17 protein-coding genes and 3 tRNA genes are annotated in these 19,592 nt (G+C 64.6%); 9 read left to right on the top strand and 11 right to left on the bottom strand.

The window, feature by feature from the left end:
* Nucleotides 1-32 precede the first annotated feature (32 nt).
* Nucleotides 33-713 (top strand): GyrI-like domain-containing protein, encoded by a 681-nt coding sequence (locus ON058_RS03150; protein WP_274667570.1) that lies wholly within the window; start codon nt 33-35, stop codon nt 711-713.
* 10 nt (nt 714-723) lie between these two features.
* On the opposite strand, the gene ON058_RS03145 is transcribed toward ON058_RS03150, so the two are convergent.
* Nucleotides 724-1,800 carry a UDP-N-acetylmuramate dehydrogenase gene (locus ON058_RS03145; RefSeq protein WP_274667569.1) on the bottom strand — a complete coding sequence of 359 codons (1,077 nt, stop codon included), beginning with the start codon at nt 1,798-1,800 and terminating at the stop codon, nt 724-726.
* An 18-nt stretch (nt 1,801-1,818) separates the two neighbouring features.
* A complete protein-coding gene (locus tag ON058_RS03140) occupies nt 1,819-3,129 on the bottom strand; it encodes an MFS transporter (protein ID WP_274667568.1) in 1,311 nt (436 codons plus the stop codon).
* A gap of 129 nt (nt 3,130-3,258) precedes the next feature.
* Here ON058_RS03140 and ON058_RS03135 point away from each other — a divergent pair, with 129 nt between their 5' ends.
* A complete protein-coding gene (locus tag ON058_RS03135) occupies nt 3,259-4,323 on the top strand; it encodes a substrate-binding domain-containing protein (RefSeq protein ID WP_274667567.1) in 1,065 nt (354 codons plus the stop codon).
* Nucleotides 4,324-4,373: 50 nt separating this feature from the next.
* Here ON058_RS03135 and ON058_RS03130 read toward each other — a convergent pair whose 3' ends face one another.
* The 6 genes from ON058_RS03130 to ON058_RS03105 all read right to left on the bottom strand — a co-directional run bounded on the left by ON058_RS03130 (nt 4,374) and on the right by ON058_RS03105 (nt 7,618).
* Nucleotides 4,374-4,805 (bottom strand): MaoC family dehydratase, encoded by a 432-nt coding sequence (locus tag ON058_RS03130; RefSeq protein WP_274667566.1) that lies wholly within the window; start codon nt 4,803-4,805, stop codon nt 4,374-4,376.
* Nucleotides 4,802-5,248 carry a MaoC family dehydratase N-terminal domain-containing protein gene (locus tag ON058_RS03125; protein WP_274667565.1) on the bottom strand — a complete coding sequence of 149 codons (447 nt, stop codon included), beginning with the start codon at nt 5,246-5,248 and terminating at the stop codon, nt 4,802-4,804. The genes ON058_RS03130 and ON058_RS03125 overlap by 4 nt, the downstream gene beginning before the upstream one ends.
* A 269-nt stretch (nt 5,249-5,517) precedes the next feature.
* A complete protein-coding gene (locus ON058_RS03120; protein WP_274667564.1) occupies nt 5,518-6,957 on the bottom strand; it encodes an NCS2 family permease in 1,440 nt (479 codons plus the stop codon).
* 226 nt (nt 6,958-7,183) lie between these two features.
* On the bottom strand, nt 7,184-7,348 hold the full coding sequence (rpmG, locus tag ON058_RS03115) for a 50S ribosomal protein L33 (RefSeq protein WP_042213233.1): 165 nt from the start codon (nt 7,346-7,348) through the stop codon (nt 7,184-7,186).
* A gap of 67 nt (nt 7,349-7,415) precedes the next feature.
* A tRNA-Met gene (locus ON058_RS03110) sits at nt 7,416-7,489 on the bottom strand.
* A gap of 53 nt (nt 7,490-7,542) precedes the next feature.
* Nucleotides 7,543-7,618: transfer RNA gene (locus ON058_RS03105), tRNA-Thr, on the bottom strand.
* 141 nt (nt 7,619-7,759) lie between these two features.
* On the opposite strand from ON058_RS03105, the gene ON058_RS03100 reads away from it, so the two are divergent.
* From ON058_RS03100 to nrdG, 5 genes are all read left to right on the top strand, one after another.
* Nucleotides 7,760-9,055 (top strand): winged helix-turn-helix domain-containing protein, encoded by a 1,296-nt coding sequence (locus ON058_RS03100; protein ID WP_274667563.1) that lies wholly within the window; start codon nt 7,760-7,762, stop codon nt 9,053-9,055.
* 121 nt (nt 9,056-9,176) lie between these two features.
* A complete protein-coding gene (locus ON058_RS03095) occupies nt 9,177-10,649 on the top strand; it encodes a sugar porter family MFS transporter (RefSeq protein ID WP_274667562.1) in 1,473 nt (490 codons plus the stop codon).
* A 119-nt stretch (nt 10,650-10,768) separates the two neighbouring features.
* Nucleotides 10,769-11,851: a hypothetical protein gene (locus ON058_RS03090; protein WP_274667561.1), complete on the top strand. Its 1,083-nt coding sequence runs from the start codon at nt 10,769-10,771 to the stop codon at nt 11,849-11,851.
* Between the two features lie 197 nt (nt 11,852-12,048).
* Nucleotides 12,049-14,283: an anaerobic ribonucleoside-triphosphate reductase gene (gene nrdD, locus ON058_RS03085; RefSeq protein WP_274667560.1), complete on the top strand. Its 2,235-nt coding sequence runs from the start codon at nt 12,049-12,051 to the stop codon at nt 14,281-14,283.
* Complete coding sequence (nrdG, locus tag ON058_RS03080) at nt 14,273-14,845, top strand: anaerobic ribonucleoside-triphosphate reductase activating protein (protein WP_274667559.1); 573 nt, start codon at nt 14,273-14,275, stop codon at nt 14,843-14,845. Before nrdD ends, nrdG begins: the two co-directional genes overlap by 11 nt.
* A 7-nt stretch (nt 14,846-14,852) precedes the next feature.
* Here nrdG and ON058_RS03075 read toward each other — a convergent pair whose 3' ends face one another.
* Nucleotides 14,853-16,187, bottom strand: a complete 1,335-nt coding sequence (locus tag ON058_RS03075) for a DUF1524 domain-containing protein (protein WP_274667558.1) — start codon at nt 16,185-16,187, stop codon at nt 14,853-14,855.
* A 347-nt stretch (nt 16,188-16,534) separates the two neighbouring features.
* Nucleotides 16,535-16,616: transfer RNA gene (locus ON058_RS03070), tRNA-Tyr, on the bottom strand.
* A gap of 135 nt (nt 16,617-16,751) precedes the next feature.
* Between ON058_RS03070 and ON058_RS03065 the strand changes: the two genes are divergently transcribed.
* Together ON058_RS03065 and ON058_RS03060 are read left to right on the top strand one after the other, a co-directional pair.
* A complete protein-coding gene (locus ON058_RS03065; protein WP_274667557.1) occupies nt 16,752-17,243 on the top strand; it encodes a YajQ family cyclic di-GMP-binding protein in 492 nt (163 codons plus the stop codon).
* Nucleotides 17,243-18,058, top strand: coding sequence for a YwiC-like family protein (locus ON058_RS03060; RefSeq protein ID WP_274667556.1), 816 nt, complete (start codon nt 17,243-17,245; stop codon nt 18,056-18,058). Before ON058_RS03065 ends, ON058_RS03060 begins: the two co-directional genes overlap by 1 nt.
* Nucleotides 18,059-18,077: 19 nt before the next feature.
* Here ON058_RS03060 and ON058_RS03055 read toward each other — a convergent pair whose 3' ends face one another.
* Nucleotides 18,078-19,376, bottom strand: coding sequence for a hypothetical protein (locus ON058_RS03055; protein ID WP_274667555.1), 1,299 nt, complete (start codon nt 19,374-19,376; stop codon nt 18,078-18,080).
* Nucleotides 19,377-19,592: the final 216 nt, after the last annotated feature.

The raw sequence follows: 19,592 nt of genomic DNA, 5'->3' as shown, positions 1-19,592 counted from the left end.
CGCGGGCACCCTGCCGACGGAAGGAGCCTCAGATGGCCGATGCACGTCCCCCGGTGAAGATGGACCTCAAGAAGTCGTTCCCTGGCTTCGCGGCCAAGAAGGGACGCATCGACATCGTCGACCTGCCCTCGGCGCGCTACCTCGCTGCCGATGCCGCTGGCGCACCCGAGGCGACTGCGCCGCCCCAGACTGCACAGGCATCGGCGCTACCGGCTTTGACCCTCACGCAAGCAATCCAAACGCTGTACCCGGTCGCCTATGCGATCAAGTTCGCGTCCAAGAAGCAGCGTGGCCGCGACTATGTGGTGCCGCCGCTGGAAGCCCTGTGGTGGGCGGAGGACCTTGCCGCCTTCACCACAGACGTGGATCGCGACCAATGGCGGTCCACGGCGCTGCTGATGCTGCCCGAGTGGATCGACGATTCATTGATCGAGGCAGGCCGCGAGACGGCCGCCACCAAAGTCCCCCACGAGCACTTGGCGCAGGTTCGCGTCGAAACCTTGGACGAACAGACGGTGGCGCAGACCTTGCATGTGGGCCCGTTCGCGGACGAAGGCCCAGTCATTGCCGCAATGCACGCGCATATCGCCGATGCGGGACTCACCCTCACCGGTCGCCACCACGAGATCTACTTGAGCGACTTCCGCAAAACCTCACCTGAGAAACTGCGCACCATCCTGCGCCAGCCCTGCGCCGCAGACGCAGCGCACTAGCGGGTCAGCGTCACAGCTCCAATCCCAGGAACACCGGCTCCGGCACCAACTCCACACCAAAACGCTCCCGCACACCGTCGCGCACAGCACGTGCCAATGCCACGACATCGGCCGCTGTTGCGCCACCACGGTTCGTCAACGCCAACGTGTGCTTGGTCGATAGCGACGCCGGAGCATCGGCCGTCACCTGGAAACCGCGCCCAAACCCTGCCCGCTCAATCAGCCACGCGGCAGAGGACTTCACCTGACCACCCGCCGCCGGGAAACGGGGCGCGTCCTGGGGCAGCTGCGCTGCAGCTTCGGGGGTGAGGATCGGGTTCGTGAAGAACGAGCCGGCGCTCCACGTGTCGTGGTCAGCAGCGTCAAGCACCATGCCCTTGCTCGCGCGCACCTCCAGCACAGCCGCGCGCACCTCCGTCAACGGCGCCCGCTCCCCCTCCGCCACGCCCAAAGCGGACGCCAACTGTGCATAGCGCAAAGGACCTGACAAAGTGCCAAACCTCATCTGGAAGGTCACGTCCAACACCACGTAGCGGGGGCTGGGCCGCCACACACCGCCGTCGGGCGCACCCCCGCGCATGGAACGCTTCAGCAGCGAGTCCCGGTAAGAGAAACCGCACGCAATCTGCGGGAGTGACCGCACCTGCTGCTCGTGGCGGTCCCAGACACGCACCAACGCGATCGTCTCGGCAACCTCAGCGCCATAGGCACCCACATTCTGGACCGGCGTCGCCCCCGTCGAACCTGGGATTCCCGACAGCGCTTCGACTCCCACCCAGCCTTCGGTCACCGCTTGCGCCACGAAGTCGTCCCACGGCAGTCCCGCCGTCGCAGTAGCCGAGACTCCCCCACACATGCCGTCATCCTGGACCTGCACCTCACGGCGCGCGTCGCGCACTACCAAGCCGTCAAAGCCCGCATCGGCTGCCAACAGGTTGGAGCCGCCGCCCAACACCAGCACCGGGGTCCCCTGTGCGTCGGCAATCCGGACCGCCTCGATCAGCTCCGCCTCAGAGGACGCCTCGAAGTAGTCGCGAACCGGGCCGCCCACGCGGAACGTGGTGTGCTGAGCGAGGGTCGTGGTCATGAAGCCAGCGTAGACGGGCTACCGCTCGTCATCGTCCGAGCCCACAGGGGTGCCCTGAGTGTCCGCCGTAAGAATCGCGCGCTCCGCCTCATCCTCATGGGCTGGCGCCGCACCCCGCTTGGGGGCGCGCACACCATTGGCAAAGATCAACGTGAACGTCGACGCCACGGCCACGACCAGCAGCGCTTCACGCAACGGCACCAGCTCACCCAACTGACCCACAATCTGCGGAACCAGCAGGCCTGCCAGCGTGGAGAACGACGTGATTGCTGCCACCCGCGCTGCAGCCCGGTCGGGATCATCCGCGGCAGCAGTCACCAGAATCGGCACCGCTAGCGCAGCGCCCATGCCCCACAACACTGCGGCCACCGGCACCAACCAGAACACCGGAGTGAAAGCAAACATCAGCAGGCCAGAGATCACCGCGGTGGCAGAGATGCGCAACACCACCACGCGCCCCACCTTCGCAATGATGGGTGCACCCCACCACCGCACCGTGACCATCGCCACCACGAACACCCAGTAGATGACCGCGCCCAGCGCCTCAGACTTACCGAAGTCATCCACGACCGCGAGCGCCAGCCACTGACCAGCCGTCATTTCCGTCATGGCCGCAGCGGCAATGAGGAAGCCCAGCATCAGCACGTGCTTGTCGCGGTACTCAGCTTTCGCGGTCGCGAACGGGCCACCAAAGCCGGCCTGCTTGCTTGAATCCGAGGGCTGCCCATTGATGGTTGCGGCCGGAATGATCAGGAAGCGCACCACCGTCATCACGATGACCGCGCCAAAGAAATGCCACGACGGCGGCAGCCCCAGGAAGGACACGCCAGCGCCCAGACCCAAGCCCACCGCCATACCGATCGAGAAGGACGCATGGAACTGGCTCATGATGGCGCGGCCCTTGTGCCGCTCCACCTCCGCTGCCTCCGCGTTCATTCCCACATTGATGAATGCGTACGAGAAGCTCATCACAAAGTTGCCGACCGCGAACATCCACTTTGAGGGCACTTCAATAGACAACGCGATCGTAAGGAACGCCACCAGCACACCCCAGTTGGCCCACAGCAACACCCGCCGGGTACCAAACCTGGCTACGCCCCATCCCGTCACCAATAGACCGGCCAAGGCACCCAAGGCGCCCGTCATGATGAGCGTTGCCAACCCGGAGTCCGACACGTCAAGCGCATCACGGATGGATGGCATGCGCGACATGAACGTCGCCATGGAGAAGCCCATGAGGATGAACAAACCCAGGACAGCCAGACGCGCCTCCCGCACACGGGCCGCGTTGGGCGTACGGGTAGGTTCGAAACGAACGGAAGCAGGCATGACGTCCTCAGAGAAGTATTGCGGGATCCCCCAGGGGTCCGGATGCGGGAGTCCCGGCCTTACGGCGCTACGATGCGGCATACGGGGGTACCGTCCATGGTACGCGCGCACCAACCATGAGGAGTCACCGTGGCGAACAGACGACGTCCGACGATGGCCGATGTTGCAGCGCGAGCGAAAGTGTCGCTGTCGACAGTGTCACTGGCCTACTCAGGAGCAGGCCCGATCTCCCCGGAGATGAAGCGACGCGTCTTCAAAGCGGCGGAAGACTTGGGGTACTCCGGCCCGTCCGCGCAAGCTCGCGCACTCCGGTCCGGGCGCTCCCACGTGGTGGGTGTGGTCATTCACGACTCTCTGTCGCTCGCCTTCCGTGCGCCCCTCATCTTGAACGTCATGGACGGGCTCATCTCTGATCTTGGCGAGATGGGCTTGGGGGTCCTGCTCATTCCCTCGCCGCGCGGAGATCAGGAAGAGAAGTCACTGCTGGAGTCCGCGCCTATGGATGCGGCAGTGCTGTTCCGTGTGCGCGACCATGAAGAACCTGCGCTCGACATCCTGCGCAAGCGTGCCATCCCCGTGGTGGTGATGGACGCGGAAGCACCTCTGGGCGGTGCCCAAGTCTCCATTGATGATGGCACCGCCACCGTGGAACTCATTGAACATTTGCGCGGTCTAGGACACGAACGCATTGGCACCATCACCCTGCCGCATGCTCCCGGCGGCGAAACCTCGCTGCGCCCCCACGACTACGATCCGGAGTCCGCATGGGCTCCCATGCATAACCGTTTGCGCGCGTTCAAGCGTGCGGGCGTCAAGCCTTGCGTGGTGGTGGAAGCCCGGGAGTCGATGGTCGCTGAAGGCATCGCCGCTGGCCACCTGGCGCTCACTCATGAGTCCAAGCCCACCGCTCTCGTGGTGCAGTCAGACTTGCTTGCCGCCGGCGCGATCCTTGCGGCACGCGAGCTGGACATTTCTGTCCCCCATGACGTGTCGATCACCGGTTTTGATGGGCTCGACTTGCCGTGGCTCGCGCCCCACGAGCTCACCACCATTGAGCAGGATGGCATTGGCAAGGGTCACGCGATGGCGAAGATGGTGAAGGAGTTCCTCGAAGGTGAGGTGCCCGCACCTGTGCTGACGCCGCTCACTTTCCGGGTGGGCACCACCACGAGTCACGTCAACCCAGAGGCCTAACGCTCTCCGCTGGGACGTGAACCTCTCCCCCGGGACGGCTGCCGGGACCGCTACTCGCAGTCGACGACCGCCTGGGCTTTGCCCAACACCTTTGCGCCGTCGAACTCGACGGTCAGGTCCACGCGGGCCGTGCGGCGTTCCTCATCGAGGGCACCAATGACGGCCTTGATCAGCACTGTGGCTTCGCCAGGGTTGGGGACCGGAATCGGGCGGGTGAAACGCACCTGGTAGTCGGACACGTTGCCGGCGCCCGCCCACTCTTCCACCACGGAGGCGCCCACACCCATGGTGAGCATGCCGTGAGCGATGACGCCGGGCAGTCCCACTTCTTGGGCGATCACGTCGTTGTAGTGGATGGGGTTGAAGTCGCCCGAGGCACCGGCATAACGCACCAACGTGTCACGCGTGAACGCCACCTCGCGCTCGGCCACAACCTGGCCCTTGTCGAGGCCTTCAAAGCTGGGGCTCGTCGATTCGGTCATGCTGCCTCCCTCACGGCCAGTGTGGACACTACGGTCGACACGGGAGCACCGTCAGCGTCCACCAGTTCCGTGCGTGACGTCACCATGGAAATCCCGGCGCGCTGCTTGATGTCGTCAATGTGGACGGTCGTGTAGATCACGTCCCCCGCAACTAGCGGCCGGACGTGCGTGAAGCGCTCGTCGGCGTGGACCACCATCGAGAAGTCCACCCCTACTTCCGGGTCGGTGACCACGTGGAACTCGGCCTTCTGCGCGATGATGACGGCGAACGTGGTGGGAGCCACCAAGTCTTCGTATCCCTCGGCCTGCGCAATCGCGACATCGCGGTGCGCGCCAGACCAGGCGTCGACGGCATCGGCGAACTCGCGGATCTTGACGCGAGTCACCTCATAGGGCTCAAAGGGGCCGTAGGAGCGGCCCACGGCATCTAGATTCACTGTCACATGGCCAGCCTAGCGAACCCCACCCCCGTCCCCTCACATGGCTCCAACTGGTGGTTGTAGTGAACTGAAACAAGAAGATGGCTCCATTTGACGGGGAAGGGGCGCACTCGTTCTCGCTGTTCTCGGAAATCCGAGAACAAGGGATCCGAGCGTGCCACCCCAAGCGCCCAACCGTCGGCACCCCACGGACACCGCCACAGACGCCAAAGGCCGATGCCCGGGCTCCCTTCCGTACGGAAAGTCACCCGGGCATCGGCCCTAGAAACTGGCTACAGGAACAGTCCCGAAGCGAAGTACACGACGAACGCGCCAGCCGTACCCCACATGAGCGGGTGAACCTTGCGTGCGCCACCGGACACCAGCTGCAGCAGGACGTAGGAGATGAAGCCCACACCAATACCTGCGGAGATGGAGTAACCGAACGGCATCAGGATGAACGTCAAGAACGCCGGAATCGCGATCCGGTAGTCCTTCCAGTCGATTCCCGCCACCTGCGACACCATCAAGAAACCGACCACCACGAGTACGGGCGTAGCGGCCTCGAACGGCACCAGCGCATACAGCGGAGTCAGGAAGGTCGACAGCAGGAACGCGATACCCGTCACGATCGAGGCAAGACCAGTGCGCGCACCGTCACCCACACCTGCAGCGGACTCAATGTAGGACGTGTTCGACGACACCGAACCCAAACCACCGGCAGCAGCACCGATCGAGTCGACCAGCAGCACCTGCTGAGTGCGGGGAGGGTTGCCGTTCTCGTCGTTCAGGCCGGCCTCGGCACCCACGGCGGTCATGGTGCCCATGGTGTCGAAGAAGTCAGTGATCAGCAGCGAGAAGATCAGCAGCAGCGCCGTCAGCACCGGCAGCGACGTGAATCCACCGAACAAGTCAACCTGACCCACGAGCGAGAAGTCAGGCGCAGACACGATCGCGTCCGGCAAGACCGGCACCACGAGCGCCCAGCCGTTGGGGTTGTCCACCGACGCGCCCAGACCCGCGACCGCCTCGATGATGACCGCAGCCACCGTCGCCACGATGATCGAAATCAGCAGTGCGCCACGGACCTTCTTCACCATCAGCACGATCGCGGTGAACAGACCGATGATGAACACCAGCATCGGCCAAGTAGTGATGTAACCGCCGTCGCCAAACTGCGTGGGCGTACCTGCACCCGAGCGGACAATGCCGGCGTCGTACAGACCGATGAACGCCAGGAACAGACCGATGCCGACCGCAATGGCCTGCTTCAAGAAGTTCGGCACAGCCGCGAACACGGCCTTACGGAAGTTGGTGAGCACCAGGATGAACACCACGATGCCCTCGATGACCACGAAGCCCATGGCTTCCGGCCACGACATACCTTCACGCGAAGCGATCGAGTAGGCGAGGAAGGCGTTGATTCCCAGACCGGCCGCCATGGCGAGGGGGAACCGTGCCCACACGCCCATGATGATGGACAGGATTCCCGCGACAAGCGCGGTGGCAGCTGCAACCAGAGCCAGGTTGGGGGCGTCGCCGCCGCCCAGGAAGTTGCCCTCGCCGTCGGCAACGGTGCCGATGATGAGGGGGTTCAACACCACGATGTACGCCATGGTGAAGAAGGTGGTCAGTCCACCGCGGATCTCGCGGCCGATGTTGGAGCCACGTTCGGTGATCTCGAAGTAGCTATCGATTTTGCCGGCAAAACCGGTGCGCTCGGGCGCAGTCATGCTTTCTCCTCAGTAACTTTATGGGTGCTGAGTTCCCAATAAATGTTGGCCATCAAATGCGCTACCACGCGCCGGGGGATGCGTGACTGAACGCGGTCACAGCGTACTAGCGACGGGAGGGTGCTCCGGACCGCGTGCGCCGGGGCAACACAAAGGCCCGGCTCCCCCCTCGCCTTCGGCCCCCCTACCGGTGGGGCACGGGGCCTTTGTTGAAACTTCTGGAGTTTTAGCGCGTCTCGCGGTGCGCGGTGTGCTTTCCGCACTTGCGGCAGAACTTGGAGAGTTCCACGCGGTCAGGGTTGTTGCGACGGTTCTTACGCGTGATGTAGTTGCGGTCCTTGCACTCGGTGCATGCGAGCGTGATCTTGGGACGAACGTCGTTCTTTGCCATGGAGTCTCTCCCAGCCTTGTGATGACGCGCCTCACGTGGCGCGGTCGCAGAAGGAAAATCTGCGTCGTAGCGAGGGCGGGACTTGAACCCGCGACCCCACGATTATGAGTCGTGTGCTCTAACCAACTGAGCTACCCCGCCGCGAGAATGGGACAGCCGCCGCGTCTCGACTGAGATGCGACGGCACCCATCCTTGGAGCCCCGACAGGGAATCGAACCCTGGACCTTTTCCTTACCATGGAAACGCTCTGCCGACTGAGCTATCGGGGCCAGCCGGACTAGAGTACACGGACCACGGCGTGAAAGTGAAATCGGGCGGAACTGGGGCCGATGCAGGGCTCGGTTCCCGCACAAAGTCCCCTTCTGGGACGGTGCGGGAGGCGTGTCACAGCCGGTCACTAGGGTGACACCATGAGCGCCGATCTGACCCCCCGTGAGGCTCGCCGGGTCTTTCTTCACGCACAGTCGTTGTCCCGGGCGCGCCCGCGCAGGAAGCCTCGTGCGCAGGACGCGACTTCCTACTTGGAACGCCAGGGCATTGTGCAGTTGGACACGGTGAATGTGCTTGCGCGTGCGCACTATCTGCCGCTCTACTCGCGGCTGGGGCCATACGACACGGCGACGGCAGACCACGAGTGGTGGGGGCATGCGGATGGCCATGCTGCGGAGGCGTTCGAGCATTGGGGGCATGAGGCGTCAGTGATGCCGCATGATCTGTTGCCTGCGATGCATCACCGGATGCGGTCGCGCTCCACGTGGAAGGCCCGCACTCGGGATCAGTTGGAGCGGGAGACGCCGGGGCTGATCGCCGCTGTTCGGGCTGCGGTGGAGGCAGAGGGACCGGTGGTAGCGGCGGATCTCGCTCATTTGGGTCCGGAAGGTAAACGACGAGGCTCGTGGTGGGACCACAACCATGTGAAGGTGGCGCTCGAGTATCTGTTCATCACGGGGGAAGTCGCGGCGTCACGGGCTCGGCACTTCGCGCGGACGTATGACTCCACGGAACGTGCGTGGGGTTTGCCGCGTGCGAGCGTAGGTGACTGGGGGCTCAGTAGGGCCGATGCTCAACAACAGTTGTTCGACAGGGCTCTGGGCGCGTGCGGGGTGGGCACCGTGAAGGACCTGACCGACCACTTCCGGCTCCCGTATGCGGCCCGGCCTGCAGGTGACGGGAAGGACGCGAGCGCGGGCGGCCAAGCGTGGGCGGAATCTGCCGTGGAGCGGGGGCTGGCCACGTGGGTTTCGGTGGACGGTTGGGATGCTCCAGCGCTGATGGCGCACGACGCGCAGGACCCTGGCATGGCCCGCGCATCAACCTTGCTCAGCCCCTTTGATCCGGTGTGTTGGTTCCGCCCCAGGCTTCAACGCATGTTTGGCGTGGACTATCGCATCGAGATCTATACGCCTGCCGCCAAGCGCGTGTTCGGCTACTACTGCCTACCGCTGCTCGTGGGCGACCAGATCGTGGCGCGGCTCGACCTCAAAGCCGACCGAAAGACCCGCACACTCCTGGTCCAGGCCGCGTGGCACGAAACCGGCAAAGCGCCAGGCGCACGCCGCCTCTCCCCTGCCACCGTGGCACAGGCCGCGTCCAAAGAACTCGCCACGATGGCGCGGTGGCTTGAGCTAGACACCGTCACCGTCGTGGGGCGTGGAGACCTGGCACCACAGTTGGTGGATGAGACCGGCGATTTGGGCGGTTCCTGACGAGCGTCCCCGTACCTGCGTCGATAGGGTGACAAGAACAAGAGCCGTATCCCCTGCCACTCACTCGGCACCACTGTCGCTCAGCATTACCGGCGCCGAGTTCACGACTTAGGAGCTCCTCATGAGTAGTCCCTCCCCGGCGCCGATAGCCGACGCAAAACTCAACCGACGTGTCATTGGAATCAGCATTGGCGCCGCGCTCGGTGGCTTCCTCTTTGGCTTTGACTCCTCCGTGATTAACGGCGCAGTGGACTCGATCTCGGGTGAGTTTGGCTTGTCGGAAGCGGTCACCGGTTTCGTGGTCGCATCCGCCCTGCTGGGATGTGCGGTGGGAGCGTGGTTCGCAGGCGGTATCGCCAACCGTTATGGCCGCATCCGAGTGATGGTGCTGTCCGCGACTCTGTTCCTCATCTCCGCAGTCGGATCAGGCTTAGCGTTCGCAGTGTGGGACTTGATGCTGTGGCGCATCGTGGGTGGTCTTGCGATCGGTGCGGCCTCCGTCATTGCGCCGGCCTACATCTCCGAAGTCGCGCCGGCGAAGTTCCGCGGACGTCTCGCTTCCTTGCAGCAGATGGCGATTGTGCTGGGTATCTTTGCGGCTCTGCTGAGCGACCAGTTGCTGGCTGAAGCCGCCGATGGTGCCAGCAACGAACTGTGGCTGGGCCTTGAAGCATGGCGTTGGATGTTCATGGTGTGTGTGGTGCCGGCACTGATTTACGGCATCGCAGCACTGCGGCTTCCCGAATCTCCGCGGTACTTGGTGTACCGCCAACGCAGCGCCGACGCTGCCGAAGTCCTGCGAAAGTTCTCCGGCGAGCAGGATGTCGACCACCGCATCGCTGAGATCGAGCGTTCGATCGGCACCGAAGAACGTCAGTCCCTCCGCGACCTGCGCGGCAACAAACTGGGGCTGAAGCCCATCGTGTGGGTGGGAATCCTGCTCAGCGTTTTCCAGCAGTTTGTGGGCATCAACGTCATCTTCTACTACTCGACATCCCTGTGGCAGTCGGTCGGGTTCGACGAAAGCCAAGCGTTCTTGACCTCCACCATCACGTCGGTGACGAACATTGTGGTGACGATCGTCGCGATCCTGCTGGTGGACCGCATCGGACGACGTCTTCTGCTTCTCATTGGTTCTGCAGGAATGACGCTGGCCTTGGGAATCATGGCCGTCGCGTTTTCCACGGCCACCCTGAATGCGGACGGCGAAGCCGTGTTGAACGGCCCGTGGGACAGCATCGCACTCGTGGGCGCCAATGCATTCGTCGTGTTCTTTGGAGCCACCTGGGGTCCCGTGGTGTGGGTGCTGTTGGGAGAGATCTTCCCCAACCGGATTCGCGCCACCGCACTCGCGGTCGCCGCAGCTGCACAGTGGTTCGCCAACTGGGCGATCACCATGACGTTCCCGATCTTCGCGGACATCAGCCTCACCTTCGCCTACGGCTTCTATGCGTCGATGGCGGCCCTGTCTCTGGTGTTCGTGTTCTTCCGGGTTCCGGAGACCAAGGGCATGGAACTCGAAGACATGGACAACGTGGAAATCCATCGCGGCAAGTTCGTCACCGTAGGCGACAACCGCACCATCAGCGAGTAACCACCTGACGCCAAGCCCGCTTGCACGGCGGCATGCGGCGCGGACTACCTCAGCACACCGTGGAGGGTCGCGCCCAAGGTCCCGTGCAGGCGGGCTTTGCTATACCTACGCTCGTAGACGTGACTTGGTTCTACGATCCGCGCGCCACCTACGAAGACAACCTTGACCACGGCCCGTTCGGGCTGTTTGCAGACGCGCCCGATCCGGCATCCCGGCCCACCGCCGCACCCGAGCACGAGTTCTTGGGGCTCCCCGTGCATCGCCCCTTTGGCATTCCCGCGGGGCCGCTCGTCAACGCCGCCTACTGCGACGCCGCCTTCCGTCACCATTTCGATGTGGCCGTGTACAAGACGGTCCGCACCGCCGCTCACCCATGCCACCCCTTCCCGAACACGCTCGCCGTGCATGTCGACGGCGACTTGGAGTTCAACCGCAACGAGGCACTGCTGGCCGACGATGACCTCGACCACGCCACGTCGATCTCCAACTCGTTCGGGGTGCCGTCGCGGGACCCGGACGCATGGCAGCCAGACATGGCACGCGCGGTGGCCTCCGCGGGCGAAGGTCAAGTGCTCGTGGGATCGTTCCAGGGCACACGCCCAGCAAACCCACAAGGTGACGCCGTCGACGCCTACATCGCCGACCACGTCACGGCGGCGCGGCTCACCAAGGAGACGGGCGCCCCGATTCTTGAAATGAACCTGTCCTGCCCCAACGAAGGCACCGGCAACCTGCTGTGCTTCGACACCCCACTCGTGGCACGGATCGCGGCCGCAGTGAAAGACGAGATTGGCGACACTCCCCTGGTGCTGAAGATGGCGTACTTCGGTGACGAAGCCGCCATGGCGGAGTTTCTGACTGCGGTGACCCCCATCGTCGACGGCTTGTCCGCGATCAACACCATTCCGGCGCGACTCGTCGATGCCCAGGGCCGCCAAGCCCTTCCCGGCGCGGGACGCGAAGTTGCCGGGGTCTGCGGATCCGCCATCGGATGGGCGGCACGCGACATGGTGGCACGCATCTCACGGTGGAGGGCCGATGCCGGGGCAGAGTTTGCACTGGTGGGCGTGGGTGGCGTGATGACGGCGACAGACGCCCACGAGCTGGCGCGTGCCGGAGCGGACTGCGTGATGAGCGCAACCGGCGCCATGATCGACCCCTTGCTGGGGGCGCATGTCGCAGGCCTGGAGTGGCCTGTCTAGCACGGCGTGTCGGGCGTCATGGGACCAAAGACCCAGACTCCCGAGACAACTAGATCTAGTGTCATATACAGCCAGTGACCCCCACATGTTGTGGTGACAACGAAGCGCCGCAGCGTTCAGGAGGCACCGGCCATACGCCACCAGACGCACGCAACACACAGCCGGCCGCCCCCCGCGGCCGCACGGGAGGGGACCCCATGAGCATCACCGACCTTGACGCCCCAGCAACCGAAGCATCGGCCCGCCCCACACTCGCTGTCACCAAGCGCGACGGCCGCACCCTCACCTTCGACGCGGACCGCATCCGCGCCGCCATCCACAAGGCTTACGTGGCCGCCCACGGCACCCTCACCCCAGTGCACGAGTCCACCCTGGCATCGGTCACCGCGCGCGTCGTGGACGAACTGCGCACCAGCCACGTGGGCGCAGTGAAGATCTACGAAATCCAGTCCGCGGTGGAACACGAGCTGCTCGAAGCCGGCGAATACGACGTGGCCCGCGCCTACATCGACTACCGCGTGCAGCGCGACTTCAAGCGCGCCAAAGCCACCGACCTGAACCACACCATCACCACCCTGCTCGAAAAAGACCAAGCCGTGGTGAACGAGAACGCCAACAAGGACGCCGACGTGTTCAACACGCAGCGCGACCTGACCGCCGGACTCGTGGGCAAGGCCGTGGGCCTGCGAATGCTGCCCGCACATGTGGCAAACGCGCACACCAAGGGCGACATCCACTTCCACGATCTGGACTACCAGCCCTACGCCCCCATGACGAACTGCTGCCTCATCGACATTCCCGAAATGTTCGAGCACGGCTTCCGGATGGGCAACGCAGAGATTGAACCTCCCCGGTCCATCCAGACCGCCACCGCACAGATCGCCCAGATCATCGCGAACGTGTCCTCCAGCCAGTACGGCGGATGCACCGTAGACCGCATCGACGAGGTACTCGCCCCGTACGCAGAACTCAACTACGACAAGCACATCGCCGAAGCGGTGCAATGGATCGCCGACGCCGACCAGCACGAGGCCTACGCTCGCGAGCGCACCAGCAAAGACATCTACGACGCGATGCAGTCCCTCGAATACGAGATCAACACCCTGTTCACGTCCAACGGGCAGACTCCGTTCACATCCGTCGGTTTTGGTTTGGGAACCACCTGGTACGCCCGTGAAATCCAGCGCGCCATCCTGCAGATCCGCTTGCGCGGACTCGGCAAAGAAGGCCGCACCGCAATCTTCCCCAAGCTCCTGTTCACACTGCGCCGGGGAGTGAACCTGGAAGCCACCGACCCCAACTACGACATCAAAGAACTCGCCGTCGAATGCGCCACCAAGCGCATGTACCCCGACATCCTCAGCTACGACAAAATCGTGGAACTCACCGGCTCCTTCAAAGCCCCCATGGGCTGCCGCTCATTCCTGCAAGGCTGGGAGGACGCCAACGGCAACGACGTAGTCAACGGGCGCATGAACCTTGGCGTCGTCACCCTGAACCTGCCACGCATTGCATTGGAAGCGGACGGATCACTGGAAGCGTTCTGGCGCCTCTTGGACGAACGCCTGGAGATCGTGCACGACGCCCTCGCGTTCCGAGTGGAACGCTGCAAAGAAGCGGTGCCCGCAAACGCCCCCATCCTGTACGTGCACGGCGCATTTGGGCAGCGCCTCGCCGTCGAGGACAACGTCGACGACCTCTTCCGCAACGGCCGCGCCACCATCTCCATGGGATACATCGGCCTGTACGAAGTCGCTGCCGCATTCTTTGGTGGTGCCTGGGAGAACAACCCCGACGCCAAGGAACTCACCCTCGCCGTGCTGCAAAAACTGGCGACCTCCGCCGCACAGTGGAAAGCCGAATCCGGCTACCACTACTCCGTGTACTCCACCCCATCCGAATCCCTCACCGACCGGTTCTGCCGCATGGACCGCGAGCGCTTTGGCTCGGTCGCTGACATCACGGACAAGGACTACTACACGAACTCCTTCCACTACGACGTGCGCAAGAACCCGTCACCGTTTGAGAAGCTCGACTTTGAAGCGGACTACCCGCGCTACGCCTCCGGCGGCTTCATCCACTACGTCGAATACCCCGTCATGCGCACCAACCCCAAAGCACTCGAAGCCGTCTGGGACTACGCCTACGACCGGGTGGGCTACCTGGGCACCAACACCCCCATCGACCAGTGCTACGCATGCGGCTATGCCGGAGACTTTGACCCCACGGCCCGCGGCTTTGCCTGCCCCGCCTGCGGCAATGACGACCCCCGCACCTGCGACGTGGTCAAGCGCACCTGCGGCTACCTAGGAAACCCGCAGCAACGCCCCATGGTGCACGGACGCCATGAAGAGATCGCGGCGCGCGTCAAGCACATGGCCGGCACCGTACACGTAGAGACGGGAGCACCGGAGTCACGCCATGGCGCTTGAGCCGAACGTCCGCACCTGGCAGGCGACCAAGGTGTCGCACTCCTACGTCGCTGACTACAAGCCGTTCAGCTTCGTGGACGGTGAGGGCGTCCGATGCTCGCTCTACGTGGCAGGGTGCCTGTTCAAATGCGAAGGCTGCTACAACGAGGCCGCCTGGTCCTTCAAATACGGCTCCCCCTACTCCCACGAGCTAGAGGACCGCATCATGAAGGACCTCGCCCACCCCTCCATCCAGGGCCTGTCACTCCTGGGCGGAGAGCCGTTCCTCAACACTCAAGTCGCGTTGTCCGTGGCCCGGCGTGCGCGAGCCGAGTTTGGTGGCACGCGAGACATCTGGGCGTGGACCGGCTACCGGTATGAAGAGCTCGTAGTCGACGCGGACGACAAGGTCGAACTATTGGGCCTTCTCGATGTCCTCATCGACGGCCGCTATGAACACGACAACCGGGACCTGTCGCTTGCGCACCGCGGCTCCACCAACCAGCGGGTCCTCGACGCACGCGCATCAGTCGCGGCCGGCAGCGCGGTCCTACGCGAGGATTTGATGGCCCTGCGGGCCTAGGAACCCACTACTCGCAGACCACTCCGTCGCCGTCACGGTCCTGGTAGTAGTGATACTCAGGGTCTTTGTCCTTGTAATACGGGCCCTTGCCAGCGGGCAGTTTGTAGCACGCACCGTAGTCGGGATCGAGCTCTTCCTCAGGCTCGCTAGGCGCCGGCTCCGTGGTCTCCACAGGCTCCGGAGTCTCCGTCTTCGCAGGAGCTGGCTCCTTCACGCCTGCGGCGACCACGGGCTGATCGCCTGCGTCGGGCATCGGCTCTTCAGGGCACGCCGTCAGCACCCGGTCCATCGCCGCGAACTCCGCGGGGGTCACCCACAAGGCGTACTTAGTCTTGACCGCCACCTGACGCGCCACGTACTGGCAGTGGAAGTCCTCGCTGGGCGGCAGCCATTCGGATGCGTCGTCGTCGCCCTTGGAACGGTTCTGACCCGCATCCACGGGCTCGAGATTCAGCGGGTCGTTGGCGAACGCCACACGCTTGGCGTACTCCCAGTCCGCGGCACCCGTCGACCATGCAGCCGACAACGCCACCAGATGGTCGATGTCCACCTCGCTAGCGCCGCCACGCTCAAACGTGATCCACGAGCCCGTGAACGGGTCCGCGAGGTCCCCCGACACGATGGTGCACGAGCCATTCCAGGAGATGGACTCCAGGCGTTCCGCGAGCATGTCGTTGCGCGTATCGCAGCCATTGCGGTCCACATCAACCCAGCCGTCACCGAATGCCTCACGCTCATAGTCAGTGCCGGGATACTCGGCCTTGACGTCGAGCGCATGCAAAGCGGCGAGCGCGGTACCGGTGGCGGCGTCCTGCGCTGAAGGCTCGTCTGTGGAGGCCGACGACGCAGTGGGGCTTGGCGTGGGACTTGCCGTGGCGCTGGGCGTAGGGCTGGGCGTTGCGACGGGCTCCTGGGCGGTCGCTGAGGGGCTCGCGGACGGGCTCGCGGACGTCACCGGGGCGTCGCCCGCCGCTAGTTCGCCCTCAGGCTCGGTGCCGCCCGAAAGCGCCGCCATCCACACCACCAACACCAACGCGCCAATCGCGGTGCCCACCACCTTGGTGCGCACCCGCGTCCACTGGCGCAGCCACAACAGGACCACGCCGGGAATCGCCATGCACAGGTACCCAGCAACGATCACGGGCCAGGACTGCCACCAAGGGCGCGAGGGGCGTGCGGCCCGCACGGCTGCAGTCTCCGGCGGCGCTGCGGGGGCGGGCGAGTCCGGCGCTCCATCGCGGGTGCGCTCGCTCCACTGCTGGCCGTCCCAATAGCGCAGTTCATGCGGCTTGGCAGGCTCTGGTGCGTACCATCCAGGCACGGCTCCGCCCTTGTTCGTCATGTTGCTCCCTCAGCGTGTGACTGGGGGCGACTCTAGCGGCGCTCACGGCGCAGAATCACTTCCGTGTGAGGAAGTTATCAAAAGTGAGAGTGTTAGCGGCCTGGTGCGGGCGCGGGCGTGCGGGCGTGGGCGCATGCGGGCGCTTGCCGGGCCGTGCCTGACACGTGGCGCCGCGCCCATCGGCGTGTCGCCCGCGACTCGCCGACGAAGCTCCCTCGAGCGTGTCAGGGACGGCACAGTCCAGCGCGTAGGAACAACCGGGCGCAAGCGTGGGCGGAGGCTAACCGAGCGACGCCGGACACCAGCACAAAGCAGAAGGCCCGGCACTGGGCCGGGCCTTCTCGATGTGGCAGGTGAGGGATTCGAACCCCCGAAGTCAGTGACGGCTGATTTACAGTCAGCTCCCTTTGGCCGCTCGGGCAACCTGCCGTGCTCCGGGTCCAACTGCAACCTGGCGCGCATGGAAGGATAGCAAGCAAATGGCCCTGAAAGCGAACTGGGGTTTGCGTGAGCGGACTCCCAGGCGTGCAGGGGCCTTCAACTCTCAGGTTCTAGGAGGTTTTCATGGCCGGCGACAGCAGCTTTGATGTGGTGTCCAAGATCGACCGCCAGGAGGTCGACAACGCCGTCAACCAGGCGATCAAGGAGATCAATCAGCGGTATGACTTCCGTGGCGTGGGGGCGTCGATTGAGCCCACCGCAGACAAGATCCTGATGAAGGCCAACTCCACGGAGCGTGTGAAGGCGGTCTTGGATGTGTTGATCGCGAAGCTCGCGAAGCGTGGCATTTCGATGAAGTCGCTGGACTATGGCGAGCCGGTGGCCTCGGGCAAGGAGTTCCGCCTGGTGGCTGATTTGAAGGAAGGCATCACGCAGGAGACTGCGAAGAAGCTGGGCAAGATCATCCGCGAGGAGGGCCCTAAGACGGTGAAGTCGCAGATTCAGGGTGACGAGTTGCGCGTGTCGTCGAAGTCGCGTGATGACTTGCAGAAGACCATTCAGCTCCTGAAGGGCGCTGATGTGGATGTTGATTTGCAGTTCGTGAACTTCCGCTAATGGCCGGCTCCGCCACTGGCGGAGCTTTCGCGGACCGCCCCCGGACCGCCCGCGCGAGTTCGCGCAGAGTTTCTTCGCCCACGCCCCGTGGGAAGCGGCGTTCCATTCGTTCGTGGATTCCGCCGCAGCATGGGGTGTGGGCGATGCTGCTTCTTCCGTTCTTGGCGGGATTGCGCTTGGGCGTGGACTGGTGGCAGGTGCCGCTGCTGGTGGGGTGGATCACGGGGTGGCTTGCGAGTCACCACTTCCTGTTGTGGGTGAAGACGGGCCGATGGCGGCGTGTGCGCGTGCAGGTCCTCACCTTTGGTGCGGCGAGCGCGGCGATGCTGGTGCCGCTGGCGATCGCGCGGCCGGCTGTGATGTGGTTCGCTCCCCTTTTCGCCGCGTTGGTGGGCGTCAACGTGTGGCTCACGCGCATCGGCCAAGAGCGATCAACCGCGAACGGCATCGCCTCAGTGACGATGGCATCGCAGATGGCGCTCATAGTCCCCCTCACGGCCGGCGTGGACTGGCGGCCGGCCATCCCCCTCGCGATCATCACGTGGGTCTACCTCGTGGGCACGGTGCTGTACGTCAAGTCAATGATTCGCGAGCACGGTTCGCGCCCTCACTACTGGGTGTCGGTGACGTATCACGCGGCCATCCTCGTGGGATGTGCGTGGTGGAACCCCTGGCTCGCGATTCCGTTCTCGCTGCTCCTGCTTCGCGCGACGGTGCTACCGCGGCGGGGGCGCATGAAGGCACCTGTCATTGGCGCCGTCGAAACCGTGCTTGCGGTCGCGGTGCTGATCGCGGAACTGGCCGTGCCTCTTTAAGCCGGCGCCAGCATCGGGGCTACGCGCTGGCTGTCACCGCGTCGATCGCCGACATCATCGCCTTCCGAGCGCGGGCATTGCGCTCACCGGCGAGGGCGTCGGTCAGGTCTGCGACGCTCCCCACCTCCTGCCGCTCTTGCAACCACTGCGCACCAATCACGCGGACCGTGGGCTTGCGGGACCTCAGCGCCGCGAGCGCTAGCGCGGACGCCCCCGGGTGAGGGTCCAGCATGTGTTGCGCAAGCGCACGCGCGCGCTTGCGGGTCCCCAGCGCTGCCGCACCCAGGTGAGGCACCGTCCACGCGGGAATCGCAGGCATCTGCGCCAGCACGCGAATCGCGTACTCCTGGTCCTGTGCATCCCCTTGGAGCAGATCCCTCAACTGTGCCGGGTGCTCCCAGAAGAACGGCCAAGCGGCGCTCGGCTCCACCCCCGGGTAGCCGTTCACAGCGTGCCGGGTCACGACCCACAGCGGCGCGTTCGCGGCGAGCACGGCATCCCGCAAGACGCGCAGGTCCGTGTCCGGGTCGATCCACCGGTCGACGCCAAAGGTCCGCGGGTGCGGATGCTTGTCGCGGCTGACGTCGGCTACCTCCAACCGCATATGCCCTGCGAGCGACAACACTTCGCGTCCAGCGTGGGTCGCGTATCCCACAACCTCGGGAAGGTCCGGAACAACGGTGCCCCGCCCGCACGCGATGTCGGCCAACATCTCCCAATCTCGAGCTGTCATGCGGGCAATCTCCGCGACGAGCCTCTTCTGACCTTCGCTACGGGGAGGCTCTGCAGTACGCCACATCAGGTCCTGGTGAAGTGCTTCCATGAACAGCGCGGGCGAGACCTCATCGGGCAACGGCGTATACGGAGGCAGGGTCACCGCCTCGACGGGCGGCTGTCCTGGGAATTCACCTCCCAGCGCCTTTTCCACCATGAGGGCCTCATCGACGTAGGGCGCGAGCGCGGGCTCGCGCGTGCCGAGGTCGCGGAGCTCATCCACGCCCCCTGGTACACGAGCAAGCGCGGACAGCGCTCCTCTTGACTGTCCCGGCGTGCACTTCCCGACTACCCACAGAAGCGCGGCTCGCGCCACCGCGGGCGGAGCGCTGTCGAGGGTGGGCGAGAGTGCACCCCCAAAGAGCCCATGCGCAACGGCGAAGGACGCGTGGGCTAGGTCGTCGACTGCCTCTGAGATGTCGCCCCGGTAGTGCCCGAGGTATTCCTGCCGGAGCACCCGCGGAAGGGCTTGAATCGCGCCGCCGATGGCGTCGGATGCGCCGTCCGTATCGAAGGACTCCATCAACGACCACAGGCTCTTCATGGCACGCGAGTGTGGCAGGCGTTGAGAAGGGAGACAAGACCCCAGTTCGGATCGCCCAGCAGATGCCGCAGTCATGTCACGCAAGGCTGTCGCTCAAGGCGTTGCGCCTGGAAGGTGACGGCCACAACGCGCCTACTCCACTCACTGCCGCTTCACCTCTGATCCGCTGCGCGGCGCCGACGCCCGTGTAAGACTCAAACCACGGCGAACCTCGGG

Source organism: Demequina sp. B12 (assembly GCF_028823635.1).
In the GTDB taxonomy this organism is placed as follows: Bacteria; Actinomycetota; Actinomycetes; order Actinomycetales; family Demequinaceae; genus Demequina.
This window is presented reverse-complemented; position numbering and strand designations above follow the sequence as displayed.